Source organism: Mediterraneibacter catenae, from assembly GCF_008691045.1.
Lineage (GTDB): Bacteria > Bacillota > Clostridia > Lachnospirales > Lachnospiraceae > Mediterraneibacter > Mediterraneibacter ornithocaccae.
The window spans coordinates 274,606-289,730 of the sequence record NZ_VMSO01000002.1; the positions used below are offsets into that span (position 1 = coordinate 274,606).

At 46.0% G+C, this 15,125-nt stretch carries 13 protein-coding genes; 12 read left to right on the top strand and 1 reads right to left on the bottom strand.

Annotated features, from left to right (window positions below; genetic code table 11):
• The first annotated feature begins 8 nt into the window (after positions 1–8).
• A complete protein-coding gene (locus FNY66_RS03050) occupies positions 9–1,208 on the top strand; it encodes a tyrosine-type recombinase/integrase (RefSeq protein ID WP_150310248.1) in 1,200 nt (399 codons plus the stop codon).
• Between the two features lie 162 nt (positions 1,209–1,370).
• Entirely contained in the window at positions 1,371–1,835 is a 465-nt protein-coding gene (locus FNY66_RS03055) for a low molecular weight protein-tyrosine-phosphatase (RefSeq protein WP_150310249.1), read from the top strand.
• Here FNY66_RS03055 and FNY66_RS03060 read toward each other — a convergent pair.
• Positions 1,824–2,540 (bottom strand): DnaJ domain-containing protein, encoded by a 717-nt coding sequence (locus tag FNY66_RS03060; protein ID WP_087152126.1) that lies wholly within the window; start codon positions 2,538–2,540, stop codon positions 1,824–1,826. The genes FNY66_RS03055 and FNY66_RS03060 overlap by 12 nt on opposite strands.
• A gap of 178 nt (positions 2,541–2,718) precedes the next feature.
• Between FNY66_RS03060 and FNY66_RS03065 the strand changes: the two genes are divergently transcribed.
• From FNY66_RS03065 to FNY66_RS03110, 10 genes are all read left to right on the top strand, one after another.
• Complete coding sequence (locus FNY66_RS03065; protein ID WP_150310250.1) at positions 2,719–3,975, top strand: D-alanyl-D-alanine carboxypeptidase family protein; 1,257 nt, start codon at positions 2,719–2,721, stop codon at positions 3,973–3,975.
• Positions 3,976–4,069: 94 nt separating this feature from the next.
• Positions 4,070–4,987, top strand: a complete 918-nt coding sequence (locus FNY66_RS03070; protein ID WP_150310251.1) for a metallophosphoesterase — start codon at positions 4,070–4,072, stop codon at positions 4,985–4,987.
• Positions 4,988–5,088: 101 nt separating this feature from the next.
• Positions 5,089–5,868, top strand: a complete 780-nt coding sequence (locus FNY66_RS03075) for a segregation and condensation protein A (RefSeq protein ID WP_087152123.1) — start codon at positions 5,089–5,091, stop codon at positions 5,866–5,868.
• Positions 5,858–6,427 (top strand): SMC-Scp complex subunit ScpB, encoded by a 570-nt coding sequence (scpB, locus tag FNY66_RS03080; protein WP_087152122.1) that lies wholly within the window; start codon positions 5,858–5,860, stop codon positions 6,425–6,427. Before FNY66_RS03075 ends, scpB begins: the two co-directional genes overlap by 11 nt.
• Before the next feature lie 68 nt (positions 6,428–6,495).
• Positions 6,496–7,749, top strand: a complete 1,254-nt coding sequence (locus FNY66_RS03085; protein ID WP_150310252.1) for a D-alanyl-D-alanine carboxypeptidase family protein — start codon at positions 6,496–6,498, stop codon at positions 7,747–7,749.
• Positions 7,750–7,874: 125 nt separating this feature from the next.
• The gene (locus tag FNY66_RS03090; protein ID WP_087152120.1) at positions 7,875–9,863 is read left to right on the top strand and encodes a 2-isopropylmalate synthase; all 1,989 of its coding nucleotides are present in this window, start codon (positions 7,875–7,877) and stop codon (positions 9,861–9,863) included.
• 573 nt (positions 9,864–10,436) lie between these two features.
• Positions 10,437–12,227: an aminopeptidase P family protein gene (locus tag FNY66_RS03095; RefSeq protein ID WP_150310253.1), complete on the top strand. Its 1,791-nt coding sequence runs from the start codon at positions 10,437–10,439 to the stop codon at positions 12,225–12,227.
• Positions 12,228–12,264: 37 nt separating this feature from the next.
• Positions 12,265–13,278, top strand: coding sequence for a MurR/RpiR family transcriptional regulator (locus FNY66_RS03100; RefSeq protein WP_150310254.1), 1,014 nt, complete (start codon positions 12,265–12,267; stop codon positions 13,276–13,278).
• Positions 13,275–14,540 carry a BaiN/RdsA family NAD(P)/FAD-dependent oxidoreductase gene (locus FNY66_RS03105; protein ID WP_150310255.1) on the top strand — a complete coding sequence of 422 codons (1,266 nt, stop codon included), beginning with the start codon at positions 13,275–13,277 and terminating at the stop codon, positions 14,538–14,540. Before FNY66_RS03100 ends, FNY66_RS03105 begins: the two co-directional genes overlap by 4 nt.
• 188 nt (positions 14,541–14,728) lie before the next feature.
• Positions 14,729–14,980 (top strand): hypothetical protein, encoded by a 252-nt coding sequence (locus FNY66_RS03110; protein WP_150310256.1) that lies wholly within the window; start codon positions 14,729–14,731, stop codon positions 14,978–14,980.
• Positions 14,981–15,125: the final 145 nt, after the last annotated feature.

The following is a 15,125-nucleotide window of genomic DNA, read 5'->3' on the forward strand; positions in this document are numbered from 1 at the left end:
GTTTGACAATGTCCGAGAAACGCAAAGACCATAAAGGAAGAATCCTGCGGACAGGAGAGAGCCAGAGAAAAGACCTGATTTATCAGTACCGCTATACAGACGTTCAAGGCAAACGGCAGACCATCTATTCCTCTGATTTGAAGGAATTGCGGGAAAAGGAAAAAGAAATCCAGAAGCAGCTTGACGAAGGGATTGACTATGCCGCTGGAAAAGCAACCGTGATTGCCCTTGTGGAACGCTATATCAGCTTGAAACAGGGTGTGCGCTACAATACCAAAATCGGGTACAATTTTGTTCTGAACCTGATTAAAAAAGAAGATTTTGGCTACCGGAAGATAAGGGATATTAAGGTATCAGACGCGCAACAGTGGATTATGAAGCTCCATAGCGACGGGAAAGGGTACAGCACCATCACCAGTGTCAGGGGCGTTGTGAAACCCGCTTTTCAGATGGCATACAACGAGGATATTATCCGCCGCAATCCTTTTGACTTCAAATTAGTGGACGTGGTTCCCAATGACTCACAGAAGCGGATTGCCATGACGGAGGAACAGCAGGAGATTTGGATGGGCTTTATCCGGGAGGACAAAACCTACACCAAGTATTATGATGAATTTGTCGTGCTGCTGGGAACGGGTATGCGTGTCAGTGAATTTTGCGGCCTTACAAAAAGTGATTTGGATTTTGAAAACCGGCGAATCCGGGTAGACCACCAACTTGTCCGGGAACGGGGCGGAAAGTATTATGTCGAGAAAACCAAGACGGAGTGCGGCTGCCGCTTTATTCCCATGACAGAGGAAGTCTATCAAAGTCTGAAGAATATTCTTGAACGCCGCAGGAAGATAAAGACGGAAATCATTGTAGACGGATACAGCGGATTTCTGCTGTTGGATAAGGACGACAAACCCAAGGTGGCGTTGCATATCGAAAATGAAATGCGCTGGGCGATGAAAAAGTATAAGAAGCTGTACCCGGACAAGCCGCTGCCGCATATCACACCCCATGTGTTCCGCCATACTTTCTGTACCAATATGGCAAACGCTGGTATGGATATAAAGACCTTGCAGTATGTGATGGGACACTCTGACGTTGGAGTAACGCTGAATGTCTACACCCACGCCAGCTATGACCGGGCAGCAGAGCAGATGGCAAAAATTATAGATTTCAAGGGAACTGTCATGCCGGAAAAGCAGAGAAAATCAGGTTGAAAATGCACCAAGTTACTACACCAATTACTACACCATTTGCCCGTGAATTTGCGTAGATTTACAAAGAAGAGCGTGAATTTAAGGCAAAACACAAAAATTGAAAAGAGCGCCGGAAAGCCCGTAATATCAAGGTTTGAAGGCTTTTGAAGGGATATAAGAGATATGATAAAAATACTATTCGTGTGCCACGGCAATATATGCCGTTCAACGATGTCCCAGTCTGTCTTCCAGCACATGGTTGACCAGGCCGGACTCTCTGACGAATTTTATATCGATTCCGCTGCCACCAGCCGCGAGGAGATCGGCAATCCGCCGCATCACGGCACGCAGCGCAAACTCCGTCAGGCAGGAATTCCGTGTGTCCCCCACAGGGCCCGCCAGATGCGGAAGGATGAATACGATCAGTTTGATTACATTATCGGGATGGATACATGGAATATCCGCAATATCAACCGGATCATCGGGAACGGTGATCCTGACGGCAGAGTCTGCAAACTTCTGGATTTTACGGACAGGAGAGGAGCGGATATCGCGGACCCCTGGTACACAGGGAATTTTGACGAGACATACAGAGATGTAAAAGAGGGCTGTGAAGCCCTCCTTCAGGACTGCCTTCTACGCCTCTAAAGCGTAGGAGAGCAGTTTTTTTAAGTTGTTATGGAACTGACGATTCTGAGATTTTAACCTGATTTTTTCGGTTCCTGTTTTTGTTTCTTCTATATAAGAATCATATCTTGAAAACAATATATGGAAATCCATAGTCTGTTTCTGTCCCCATCGGATCAGTACCCAGTTCATCGCATCCGGCGACCAGTATTCCATCGGTATGTCCGCCATTTTGAGAATGGTGATGTACTGCATCGCCTGTCTGCAAAGCTTTGAGATCTGGCGGCTGCGCATACTTTCTTCATGTTTCTGATTTTTGCCGATCTTTCGGAAAATGCGCTGCGGCAGGCTCTTCTTTTTATCTTCGTGCTTCATAAGACGGACGCTTTTCCCGATCACCTCATGCAGCCGGTTTGCGGTATTCCAGTAAGTGACAAAAGATACTGCCTCTTCTTCCCCGTCATTTTCAGGTCCTACAGTAAAAGTACGGAAGACGCGTTCAGTCTCTCCGAACATTTCCCTGTTATAGGCTTTGCGTTTCTCCGGATCGGAAAGCACTCTGTATGCCTCGAGGATATTCTGCATCTGTTCCGTTGTATCAATATCTTTATGTACATTTGCATCCGGGTGATATACTTTCGCCAGTGCATTTTTAGCTGTCGTGATTTCTTCTAAAGTCGCATCTCTTGAAACACCTAACACATCATAATAAGTGTGAGATTTCATTGTGACCTCCTTATTAACATTGTTCATTTACACTCCCATGGTAAATATACGCCAGGAAATGGCAAAAGTCAATTGGTCTTAAGGACGGAAATGTCGCATTATTTTACCTTTTTATCGGCATATTTCCAATCCGGTACGCTTATATTAGTAACAGACATAAAATGCGGCGAGGTTTACGATGAAAAGGATTCAGGCATTTTTGATCGGACTTATGATGAGCGTGACTTGTATCTGTGCATCTTTCCCGGTGTATGCGGATAATGAAGAAGAACCTCAGAATACAGAGAATGAAACCGAAGAAACTGTCGGAGAAGGGCAGGACCGGGCTGACGAGGATACTGCTGAAACACAGGCAGGTGTAGAAGTCACCGCACCTTCGGTCATTCTTATGGAAGCTTCTACCGGAACAGTGATTTTCGAGAAGGATGCGGATACGGCTCGTCCCCCTGCAAGTGTGACAAAAATAATGACCATGCTGCTGATCTTTGACGCACTTGCAGATGAGAGCATCGGACTGGAAGACGAAGTGACAGTCTCGGATTATGCTGCATCTATGGGAGGTTCGCAGGTATTTTTAGAACCTGGAGAGACACAGACGGTTGATACGATGCTCAAATGCATCGCAGTAGCCAGCGCAAATGACGCTTGCGTCGCTATGGCGGAATACATATGCGGAAACGAAGAAGAATTTGTAAACCGGATGAATGAAAGAGCGGCGGGACTCGGGATGGAAAATACTCACTTTGTAAACTGCAACGGACTTGACGCGGAGGGACACGAGACGAGCGCCCGGGATATTGCACTTATGTCAAGGGAACTGATCAGCAAATACCCGCAGGTACACGATTATTCTATGATATGGATGGAAAATATAACACATACAACCAATAAAGGAACTTCTGAATTCGGGCTCACCAACACAAATAAACTTGTGCGTCAGTATGAATATGCCACAGGACTTAAAACCGGGTCCACAGGCGACGCGAAATTCTGTGTCTCCGCAACTGCAGAGAAAAACGGGATCGAACTGATCGCTGTGGTAATGGCTGCTGAAAATTCCAAAGAACGTTTTGCAGACGCGGTAAAACTCCTCAATTACGGGTACGGCAGATGTCAGCTTTATACAGATGAGAGCGAAGAGGGGATCACATCTGCCCCAGTGGAAAACGGAGTGGAAGATACTGTAGAAGTCCATCGTACAGGACCATTTTCCTATCTCGATACAAACGGAGCCAATATCAATGGAATCGAAAGGACAGTCGAAATAAATCCCGGGATTACTGGCCCTGTCAAAAAAGGAGATATCGTGGGCGCCGTTGTGTATACGCTGGATGGAAATGAAATCGGACGCACGGATATAGTGGCTGCAGAGGACGTGGATGAAGCCTCTTTTCTTGACTATCTGAAGGACGCCGCAGAGCAGCTCTTTGTATAGGCTGAACTGTATCGATCAGTTCTTCCCGGGCAAAAGTCGCTCTTGTTCTTCTAAGAGTGATAGATTATAATGAGATGAATTGGGAGGAGACAGCATGAAAATACTGATGATCCTGGCAATTGCGGCTGTCATTGCCGCAGCCGTAATTGTCATTGAAATATACCGCGAAGTCCATCATTTCTGCATTACACATTATACGGTACAGTCTTCCGGACTGAGAGGACTTGAAAAAGAGATAAAAATTTTATTTTTAAGTGATTTGCACAACCGTGCCTATGGTGCCAATAATGAGAAGCTGCTGCAGGCAGTCAGGGACGAATCCCCCGATCTGATTCTCATCGGAGGTGACATGCTGGTGGGAAAAGCAGGCGTACCTTATGATTCTGCGCTTGAATTTGTACGGCAGCTTCCGGCCGTTTGTCCGGTCTATTACGCGAACGGGAATCATGAAGGCCGCATGAAAGAATATCCGGATGCATACGGGTATGCGTACGAAAGCTACCGGCAGGCATTGACAGAGAGCGGAGTCCGGTTTCTGGAAAATGATATATGCCATGTAACGATAAACGGCCAGGAAATCGCACTCTGCGGTCTGGAGCTGCCGATCTCCACATACAGAAAGTTCCAGAAAGATCAGATCACGGCAGATGACATAACAGATTTCTTTGTGCTTTCTCCATGCAAAGGCAATGGAAAGAGTTCAGAAAATCTCCCGGAACTCCAGGATGAGTTCAAGATACTGCTGGCTCACAATCCTGCCTATATGGACGCTTACCTTGACTGGGGCGCCGACCTGATCCTGTCGGGCCATCTTCACGGCGGTCTCGTCCGCGTACCGGGACTCGGCGGGATCGTCACACCGCAGGGATTTCTCTTTCCGAAATATTCCGGTGAGATGACGAAGGAAGGCGAACAGACAGTGATCGTAAGCAGAGGACTCGGTTCCCACACCCTTAACATCCGCCTTTTCAATACGCCTGAACTGATTTCAATCCGTCTGAAACCTCGATAAAACTATTGTAATGGCCGATGATTTTCGTTATAATATATCATTGGCACTTTAGTAATATACAGCACAGTCTGCTTTGAGGCTGCGCTGTCAGAGGAGTAAACATGGGGATTCCTGTAAAGCTGGAAGTATTTGAAGGTCCTCTCGACCTTCTGCTTCATCTGATCGACAAAAATAAAATTGACATCTACGATATACCGATCGTGGAAATCACGAATCAATACATGGAATATATCCGGAACATGCAGCGGGAAGATCTGAACATCATGAGTGAATTCCTTGTGATGGCAGCTACGCTTCTCGACATCAAATGCCGGATGCTCCTTCCAAAGGAAGTAAATGATGAGGGAGAGGAGGAGGACCCGCGTCAGGAACTTGTGGAGCAGCTTCTGCAGTATAAAATGTACAAGTATATTGCCTGCGAGCTCAAAGACAGAGAGATGGATTCGGACATGGTACTCTATAAATCACCTTCTATACCTGAGGAGATTGAAAAGTATGTAGAGCCGGTCGATCTGGACAAGCTGCTCGGAGACCTCACGCTTCAGAAACTGAATTCCATCTTCAAAGATGTAATGAAGCGTCAGACCGATAAGATCGATCCTGTCAGGAGTAAATTCGGTAAGATCGAGAAAGAAGAAGTCACTCTTTCTGACAAATTTACATATATACACAGCTACATGCGAGATCATAAGACATTCAGCTTCCGCCAGCTTCTGGAAAAGCAGCACAGTAAGATGCACATCGTCGTGACCTTTCTTGCAATTCTTGAGATGATGAAACTGGGGGAGATCCGCGTGGAGCAGGAAGAGACATGCGGGGATATCATGATCGAGACTACCGGCGTAGTGATTGAAAGGACTGAAGTATCAGATGGAAATTGAAAAATATCAGGCGGCGATCGAGGCAATCCTCTTCACGATGGGCAATTCCGTGGAGATTGAAAAAATCGCGGAAGCGATCGGCCATGACGAGGAGACAACACGCAGGCTCATCCACAATATGATGGACCGCTATGAGGAAGAAGACCGGGGAATCCGCATTATAGAACTAGAGAATTCTTACCAGTTCTGTACGAAGAAAGAGATGTATGAATATCTGATCCGTGTGGCAAAACAACCCCGCAGATATACACTGACGGATGTTCTTCTTGAAACACTCTCTATTGTGGCATACAGACAGCCAGTGACAAAGCTCGAGATCGAGAAGATCCGCGGTGTGAAGTCTGATCATGCAGTCAATAAACTGGTCGAATACGGTCTCATCGAGGAGGCCGGGCGTCTGGATGCTCCGGGCCGGCCGATCCTGTTCGGGACTACAGAAGAGTTTTTGCGCCGCTTCAGTCTGCAGTCTCTGGACGAACTTCCTACACTCGATCAGGAACAGATCGAGCATTTTAAGGAAGAAGCTGAAGATGAAGCTCAATTAAAACTTGATATCTGACATAATTCTATTTCAGAGGATGCCTTCATATACTCGATAATAAGAGAGTATATGAAGGCATCCTTTTTATGATGAAACGACTTGCCGGGAGATCCGGGATGTTTCTCCTTCTCCTGATTCTGGAAATAACACTTTTATTTACTGCGCCTGTCATCGTGACAGCCGAAAATGCCGCTGAAGACACATCAGACTCAGAGATGCGTCCGTCGGAATTATACGCCCGTTATGCAGTCCTTATGGATGCCGAGACTGGGCGTATTTTATTTTCCAAAAGCGGAGACACGGAGGCTCCCATGGCGAGCACAACGAAAATCATGACCTGTATCCTTGCCCTGGAAAACGGCACTCTCACGGATAAGGTCAGCGTAAGCAGCGAGGCGGCTTCTCAGCCGGAAGTCAGTCTGGGGATGAAAGAGGGGCAGAGCTTCTATCTGAAAGATCTCCTGTATTCATTAATGCTTGAATCCCATAACGACACCGCGGTTGCGATTGCAGAGCACATAGGCGGGAGTGTATCAGAATTCGCAAATATGATGAATACAAAAGCAGAAGAGCTGGGATGCATGTCTACATATTTCATCACCCCAAACGGGCTGGACGCGGAAGATGAGAACGGCATCCATCACACGACAGCTCAGGACCTTGCCCGTATGATGAAATACTGCATCACAGAGTCGCCCGCAAAAGAGCAGTTTCTGGAAATAACACGGACAGGATCATATACATTTTCAGACTGTGACGGAAACGGAAGTTATGCCTGTACCAATCACAATGCATTTCTCAAGATGATGGACGGAGCGCTCACAGGGAAGACCGGATTTACTGCAGATGCGGGATACTGTTATGTGGGTGCGCTGCAAAATGATGACCGGACATTTATCGTGGCGCTGCTGGCATGCGGATGGCCAAACAATAAGGGATATAAATGGTCAGATACTAGAAAGCTCATGACCTACGGCCTTGAAAATTATTTTTACCGCGATATAGGCTCCTCATACGATCCCTATAATGCAGAATTAACAGTTGACGTGGAAAATGGATATACCGGCAGTTTCCCGGACAGTAAGAATGCAGATATAAATGTAAGTGCTCAAGGTTCTCCTGTCCGTGTCCTCCTGAAACAGAATGAAGAAATCGAAAGTGAGGTTCAACTTATAGAAAATATCTCAGCTCCGATAAAGGCGGGCGCACAGATCGGTGAAATCACTTACAGCGTAAATGGGAACCGGATCGCAGTCTATCCTCTCTGCGCCGAGGAAACAGCCCTGGAACGAACCTTCAAAATCTGTCTGGATTATGTTGTTTCCCTGGTTTTACTTTGAGATATTAAAATATATCAAGTGAAATGATTAATTTTGTCACTAGTATAACCTAAATTCATATGATAGTATTAGTGAGGATAAAATAAAGCAATCAAATTGATTAATTATAAGGAGATGTACTAAAAATGGAAAACTGGAAGAAATACGAGAAGACTTATTTTATGCCGCCGGAGCCGTGCTACGACTGGGTGAAGAAAGATGCCATCGAAAAAGCTCCGATCTGGTGCAGTGTTGACTTAAGAGACGGTAATCAGGCTCTGATCGAACCCATGAGTCTTGATGAAAAGCTGGAATTCTTCCAGATGCTGGTAGATATCGGCTTCAAAGTGATCGAAGTCGGTTTTCCGGCTGCTTCCGAGACAGAGTATCAGTTTCTGCGCACATTGATCGAGCAGAACATGATCCCGGATGATGTGACGATCCAGGTACTGACACAGGCCAGAGAGCATATCATCAAAAGGACATTTGAAGCTGTAAAAGGCGCGCCCCATGCGATCATCCATGTATATAATTCAACGTCTGTAGCACAGAGAGAGCAGGTATTTAAAAAAGATAAAGAAGAGATTAAGAAAATCGCCACTGACGGTGCAGAGCTCCTGAAAAAACTGGCTGATGAGACAAAAGGAAATTTCACCTTCGAATACAGTCCGGAAAGCTTCCAGGGGACAGAAGTTGATTATGCTCTTGAAGTATGTAATGCCGTTCTCGATATCTGGCAGCCGACGAAGGATAATAAGGCGATCATCAATCTGCCCACGACAGTAGAAAACGCCATGCCCCATGTCTTTGCAAGCCAGGTGGAATACTTTAACAAACATCTCCGCTACAGGGAAAACGTGATCCTCTCCCTGCATCCGCACAATGACCGCGGATCCGGCGTCAGCGATGCAGAGCTCGGCATCCTTGCAGGAGCAGACCGTATAGAGGGAACACTGTTCGGCAACGGCGAGCGTACAGGAAATGTAGATATCATCACACTTGCCATGAACATGTTCTCCCAGGGGGTTGATCCGGGACTCGACTTTTCCAATATGAGCGACATCTGTGAAGTATATGAGCGTGTGACAAGAATGAATGTATCCCCCCGCCAGCCTTACGCAGGAGAGCTTGTATTCACAGCATTTTCGGGATCTCACCAGGACGCCATCGCAAAAGGAATGGCATGGAGAGAAGAACACGACCTGTACACATGGACCGTGCCGTATCTTCCGATCGATCCGCAGGATGTGGGCAGGAGATACGATTCAGACGTTATCCGTATCAACAGCCAGTCAGGAAAAGGCGGCGTAAATTATATCCTGAAGCAGAGCTTCGGAATCAGCCTGCCGGAGAAGATGCGCGAAGAAGTGGGATATCTCGTCAAAGACGTATCCGACAAGGCTCACAAAGAGCTTACTCCGGATCTGATATACCGCATTTTCGAGGACAATTATATCAATACAAAACCTGTATTTACAGTGGACGAATGCCATTTCAAACAGGAGGACGGTATCATTGCTGAAGCAACGATCCATCACAATAATAACAATTTCAAGATCACCGGAGTCGGAAACGGACGTCTCGATGCCGTCAGCAATGCGATCAAACATTATTTTGACGTCAGCTATGAACTGTCATTCTACGAGGAACACTCCCTGACAAAAGGTTCATCCTCAAGAGCAGTTGCGTACGTTGGAGTAGTCTGCAACAAGAAGCGTTACTGGGGTGTTGGAATCGACGCCGATATTATCAAGGCTTCCATTGAAGCACTTGTAGTTGCGGTAAATAAGATCAAAGAAATCGCAGAATCCCAGGCAGGAAAAGACGAGAGACTTCTCGAGATCACCAACTACATCTACGCAAATTATAAAGATGTCACACTGGATGATCTTGCAGAAAAATTCTTCCTGTCCAAGCCGTACCTCTCAAAATATATCAAAGAGAAATCCGGCATGACATTCGGGGATATCCTGAAAAAGATCCGCATGAAAAAAGCCCGCGCAATGCTCAAAGGCAGCAGCGCCACAGTAGAAAGCATCGCAGAGTCTGTGGGATATCAGAATGTAGAACACTTCAACAGAGTGTTTAAGAAAATGTATAATATCACACCGGTACAGTACCGTAACCGGAAGTAAATTCCGGATTTTTCGTACTGGCTGATAGTACGGAAAACGTCCGAAATACAGCAATATACATCAATCTGCCTCACGTGTACGCAGGAGGAGAAAAAGGTTGATCCCGGCTCCGGTTACAGGAAATAACTCAAAGTAACAAAGCAGGAAAATGGTTAAAAGCAAGTGAAAAAATGACGAACTCGCAAGCTCAGACAGCATCATTTTTTCACTTAACACCATCCTCCTGCTTTTAACTTTTCCTAATTTCCTTCCAAAGTCACCGTTCTCAACCTTTTTCTCCCTCTGCGTAAGGTGCATCAGTGCGGATGTAATCGTTCGTTTTGACATTTACCGATTAACAAACCAATCCTAAAAATCCTCATACAAACAGACAGAAGTGGGAGCTTTATTCCTTCCGTCTGAAATTCGATTTTCGGGATGGGAAAGAAAGCAGCCGGGAGGTATGTTTTCTCAGTCTGATAAATCCGAAATTTATATTTGTACTATTTAATTTTTGGTGGTATCATATTAAGGCAAAAATATAGTGCCGAATATCCTCTTTTATGGTTCTGCACTGTTACGGGAGGAATTTCTGTGAATATACCTGAAAGGCTTGCGGCTCTGCGCCGTGAGATGCAGCTGGAAAATATAGACATCTATATCATACCTTCGGATGATTTCCATCAGAGCGAATATGTCGGGGAGTATTTTAAGTCCCGGCAGTTTATCACCGGTTTTACAGGATCAGCCGGGACAGCGGTAGTCACGAAGGATCAGGCCGGTTTGTGGACGGACGGAAGATATTTTATCCAGGCGGAAAAGGAACTGTCCGGAAGCGGTATCACGCTTTTTCGGTCTGGGGAACCCGGTGTGGATACGATTGAGCAGTTTCTGGAGCGCGAACTGCCTTCCGGCGGCGTGATCGGCTTTGACGGCCGGACAGTCGGAGTGACTGCGGGCAAAAACTATGCCCGGATTGCTGAACAGAAACAAGGGCGTATCGCTTATGCTTCTGATCTGATCGGCAGGATCTGGACAGAACGGCCCGATCTTCCGGACGATAAAGTATTTTATCTTGATGAAAAGTACTCTGGTGAGAGCACTGCGTCCAAGTTAAGACGTGTGCGCGACAAAATGAGAGAGTTTTCCGCGGATATCCACCTGCTTTCCAGTCTGGATGATATCGCCTGGCTCTTAAATATCAGGGGTAATGATATTGCATACTGTCCGCTTGTCCTGTCATATCTTCTGATCTATGAAGACCACGCAGACCTTTATGCTGACCGGAGTAAATTTCCTGATGAGATCGTGAAAAAGCTGGCGGACGACCGGATCGATATAAAGCCATATAATGAGATATACTCTGCAGTCGGCGGACTTCATCCTGAGTCCGGCATTCTTCTGGATCCGGAGCGGGTAAACTATACACTTTATCAGAACATTCCGCAGGGTACTTTTATAGTGGAGAAAGAGAATCCGGAAGTCCTCATGAAGTGTATCAAGAATGACACAGAGATCGAAAATATCAAAAAGGCACATATTAAGGACGCAGTCGCTCACACCAGATTCATGTACTGGCTGAAAAATATAATTAACACGGACGCCACTGTTACGGAAATTTCAGCCTCAGACAAACTGGAATCTTTCCGCTCGGAGCAGGAGGGGTATCTGGAGGCAAGCTTCGCGCCGATCAGTGCTTTCGCAGAGCATGGAGCGATCGTACACTACAGCGCAGATGAAAAGAGTAATGCCGTTCTGAGACAGGGGAAAATGCTCCTGACCGATACCGGCGGCCACTATTGGGAAGGATCGACTGACATCACCCGAACCGTTGCCCTTGGGGAGATTTCACAGCAGGAAAAAGAAGACTTCACACTTGCTGCAAGAGCTATGCTCCGTCTGATGAATACTGTATTCTTACACGGATGCAGCGGTGCAAACCTTGACTGCATTGCCCGGGAAGTGTTCTGGAAGGAACGGGTGAACTTCAACCACGGAACCGGTCACGGAGTAGGATATCTGCTCAATGTACATGAGCCGCCTATTAATTTTCGATGGAAAGAAGGCGCAATCGCTGCACCGGTACTGGAGAAGAATATGGTCATAACAGACGAGCCGGGCATCTATATCGAAGGTTCGCACGGCATCCGTCTGGAGAATATGCTCCTCGTATGTGCAGACGAGCACAATGAGTACGGAGAGTTTATGCACTTCGAACCTCTCACTTATGTGCCCCTCGACCTTGATGCACTGCTGCCAGAGCGGATGACAGTGGAGGAGCGCACAATGCTCAACAGCTATCACAGATCAGTATATGAAAAGGTATCACCATATCTGAATGAAGACGAACGCAGCTGGCTGAAGCAGTACACAAGACCGGTATAAAAGAAAGCAATAACAGTAAGGAATTAGTAAATAAGAAATGGAAACAGCAGAAACAACGACAAATGAACTGATCCTCCGCATGGAGGAAAGATACAGCAAAATGAGCAAAGGACAGCGCAGGCTCGCCGACTATGTACGGGAAAATTATGACAAAGCAGTATTTCTGACTGCAGCAAAGCTCGGAGAGACCGTGGGAGTAAGTGAATCCACTGTCGTGCGTTTTGCCATACAGCTCGGATATAAAGGTTATCCCGGATTCCAGAAAGCTCTGGAAGAGCTTGTAAGGAACCGGCTGAACTCGATCCAGAGGATGGAAGTCACTTACGGCAGGATCAGCCAGAGTGAAATCCTCGAGACTGTACTTCAGTCAGATATCGATAAGATCAAGCAAACACTTGCAGTAATCGATCACAAAGCGTTCAATCTTGCGATCGATACGATTTTAAACGCCCGTAAGATCTATGTGATCGGTATCAGAAGCTGCGCGCCGCTTGCATCATTTTTCAGCTTCTATCTGAATCTCGTCTGTGACAATGTAACACCGGTAACAACGAACAGCTCCAGTGAGATTTTCGAGCAGCTTATCCGTATCGGAGAAGAAGATGTGATCATCGGAATCAGTTTTCCGCGATATTCCATGCGTACTTTAAAAGCACTGGAATTTGCCAGCAACAGAAAAGCGAAGGTGATCACACTGACTGACAGTGTGCATTCTCCGATGAACCTGTATTCTTCCTGTAATCTGATCGCGCGCAGCGACATGGCATCCATCGTAGATTCACTTGTGGCGCCTTTAAGTGTGATAAATTCACTAATCGTTGCCCTGTGCATGAAGAAGCAGAAAGAAGTGGTATCTACACTGGAGATGCTGGAAGATATCTGGGGAGAATATCAGGTGTACAGTGGTGATGAGCTCAATCCGGTCAGTACATCATTTCCGCAGGAAACCGGAACAGACGATGCCGCCGGCTCATCCGGCAGCCTGGATAAAAATTCCGACAAAGGCAGAACCATTTCTGATGATCAACCGGAAAGCGAGGACACAAAATGAGCAAGGTCCTGATCATAGGCGGCGGTGCAGCCGGAATGATGGCTGCCGTATCGGCAGCTCAAAACGGGAATAATGTAGAACTCTTCGAGAAAAACGAAAAGCTCGGCAAAAAACTTTTTATCACGGGAAAAGGCCGCTGTAATATCACGAACGCCGCAGAACTTGAAGATTTCTTTCCCGCTGTGACCAGCAATCCGAAATTTCTCTACAGCGCCTTTTACACGTTTACCAATGAACAGGTAATCTCATTTTTTGAGGAACTGGGAGTAAAAACAAAAGTCGAGCGCGGCGGGAGAGTATTTCCCGTATCGGATCATTCTTCCGATGTGATCCAGGCACTGAAAAAAGAGATGGCACGGCTTAATGTAAAGATAAACTTAAACACGGAAGTAAAAGAACTCGTCCTCAACGAGGATGATACCGGGAGAACAGTGAAAGGCCTCGTCCTCTCTTCCGGTAGGAAAGTATGTGGAGACGCCGTGATCGTCGCAACCGGCGGCGTTTCCTATCCGTCCACAGGATCCACCGGCGACGGCTATCGTTTTGCAGGCAAATGCGGACACAAGGTAACAGAGCTTTCGCCTTCCCTTGTCCCGATGGAAGTAAAGGAATGGTATGCCGGTGAACTGATGGGGCTTTCCCTTCGCAATATCGAGATCCGGATCACGGATGGAAAGAAAAAGCTGTACCAGGAATTCGGCGAAATGCTCTTTACTCATTACGGGGTGACAGGGCCCGTTATATTAAGCGCCAGCAGTATTGTCGGAAAGAAGTTAAAAGACAGAGAGCTTACACTCCACATCGATCTGAAGCCTGCACTCACTGAGGAGCAGCTTGATAAGCGGGTGCTCCGCGATTTTGAGGAGAATCACAACCGCCAGTTTAAAAACGCAGTGGACAGCCTGTTCCCGTCCAAACTGCGGCCGGTCATGATCGAACTGTCCGGCATTCCTGATGAGAAGAAAGTCCATGAGATCACAAAAGAAGAACGTCTCAGATTTGTGCGTCTCATCAAAGACTTTACCATGACATTGACCGGTCTCCGGGGATATAACGAAGCGATCATCACAAAAGGCGGTGTATCTGTCAAAGAGATCGATCCCGGCACAATGGAATCAAAGCTGGTGCACGATCTGTACTTTGCAGGAGAGGTATTGGATCTGGATGCGGTGACAGGAGGATATAACCTGCAGATTGCATGGAGTACTGGCTACCTGGCAGGAATAAACGCTGCTGTAAGAGAGCAAAGCAAAATATCCTGAAAAGGGGCAAGATTAAACAGCGTAACAATGAGAAGAACCAAACCCGGGAAAGCAAGGTGATTACGCCTTGACTCTCGGGGCTTTTATTATGTTTTTTACATTGTATGAGGTAGATGAATTCATATATTTCTGTTATACTTCTCTAAAAGAAACAAAGCGAGAAATTGGAATTTAGGGAGAAATCGAAAATGAGGATAAATTTCCGAACGCAAATAATCGTTACTATGACTTTGGTTATTGTGGGATTTATAAGTTCTTTATGGTTCGCTAAGGATATATACTATAATCTTGCATGGGCTTTTACAGGTCTTGTTTTTTTCATTAACCCTGTATATCCTATAAATATAACAGATTTAGAACAAGAAAAAGTGAAAAAAGGAATACGAATAGCAGGAATGATTTTAGTTTTTATCGGAATAACAAATGGATTTGGTGTATAAATCCTAATAAACACATTATTAGTAGGTCTTATAGACAGTCCAAATGTAGCAATAGTTAAGATAGATGATATACAGAAAATGGAATTATCCCCTTTGAACTAAAAAACAAAACTTTGCGATAAAAAATAATTGGTTAAATCCCCAA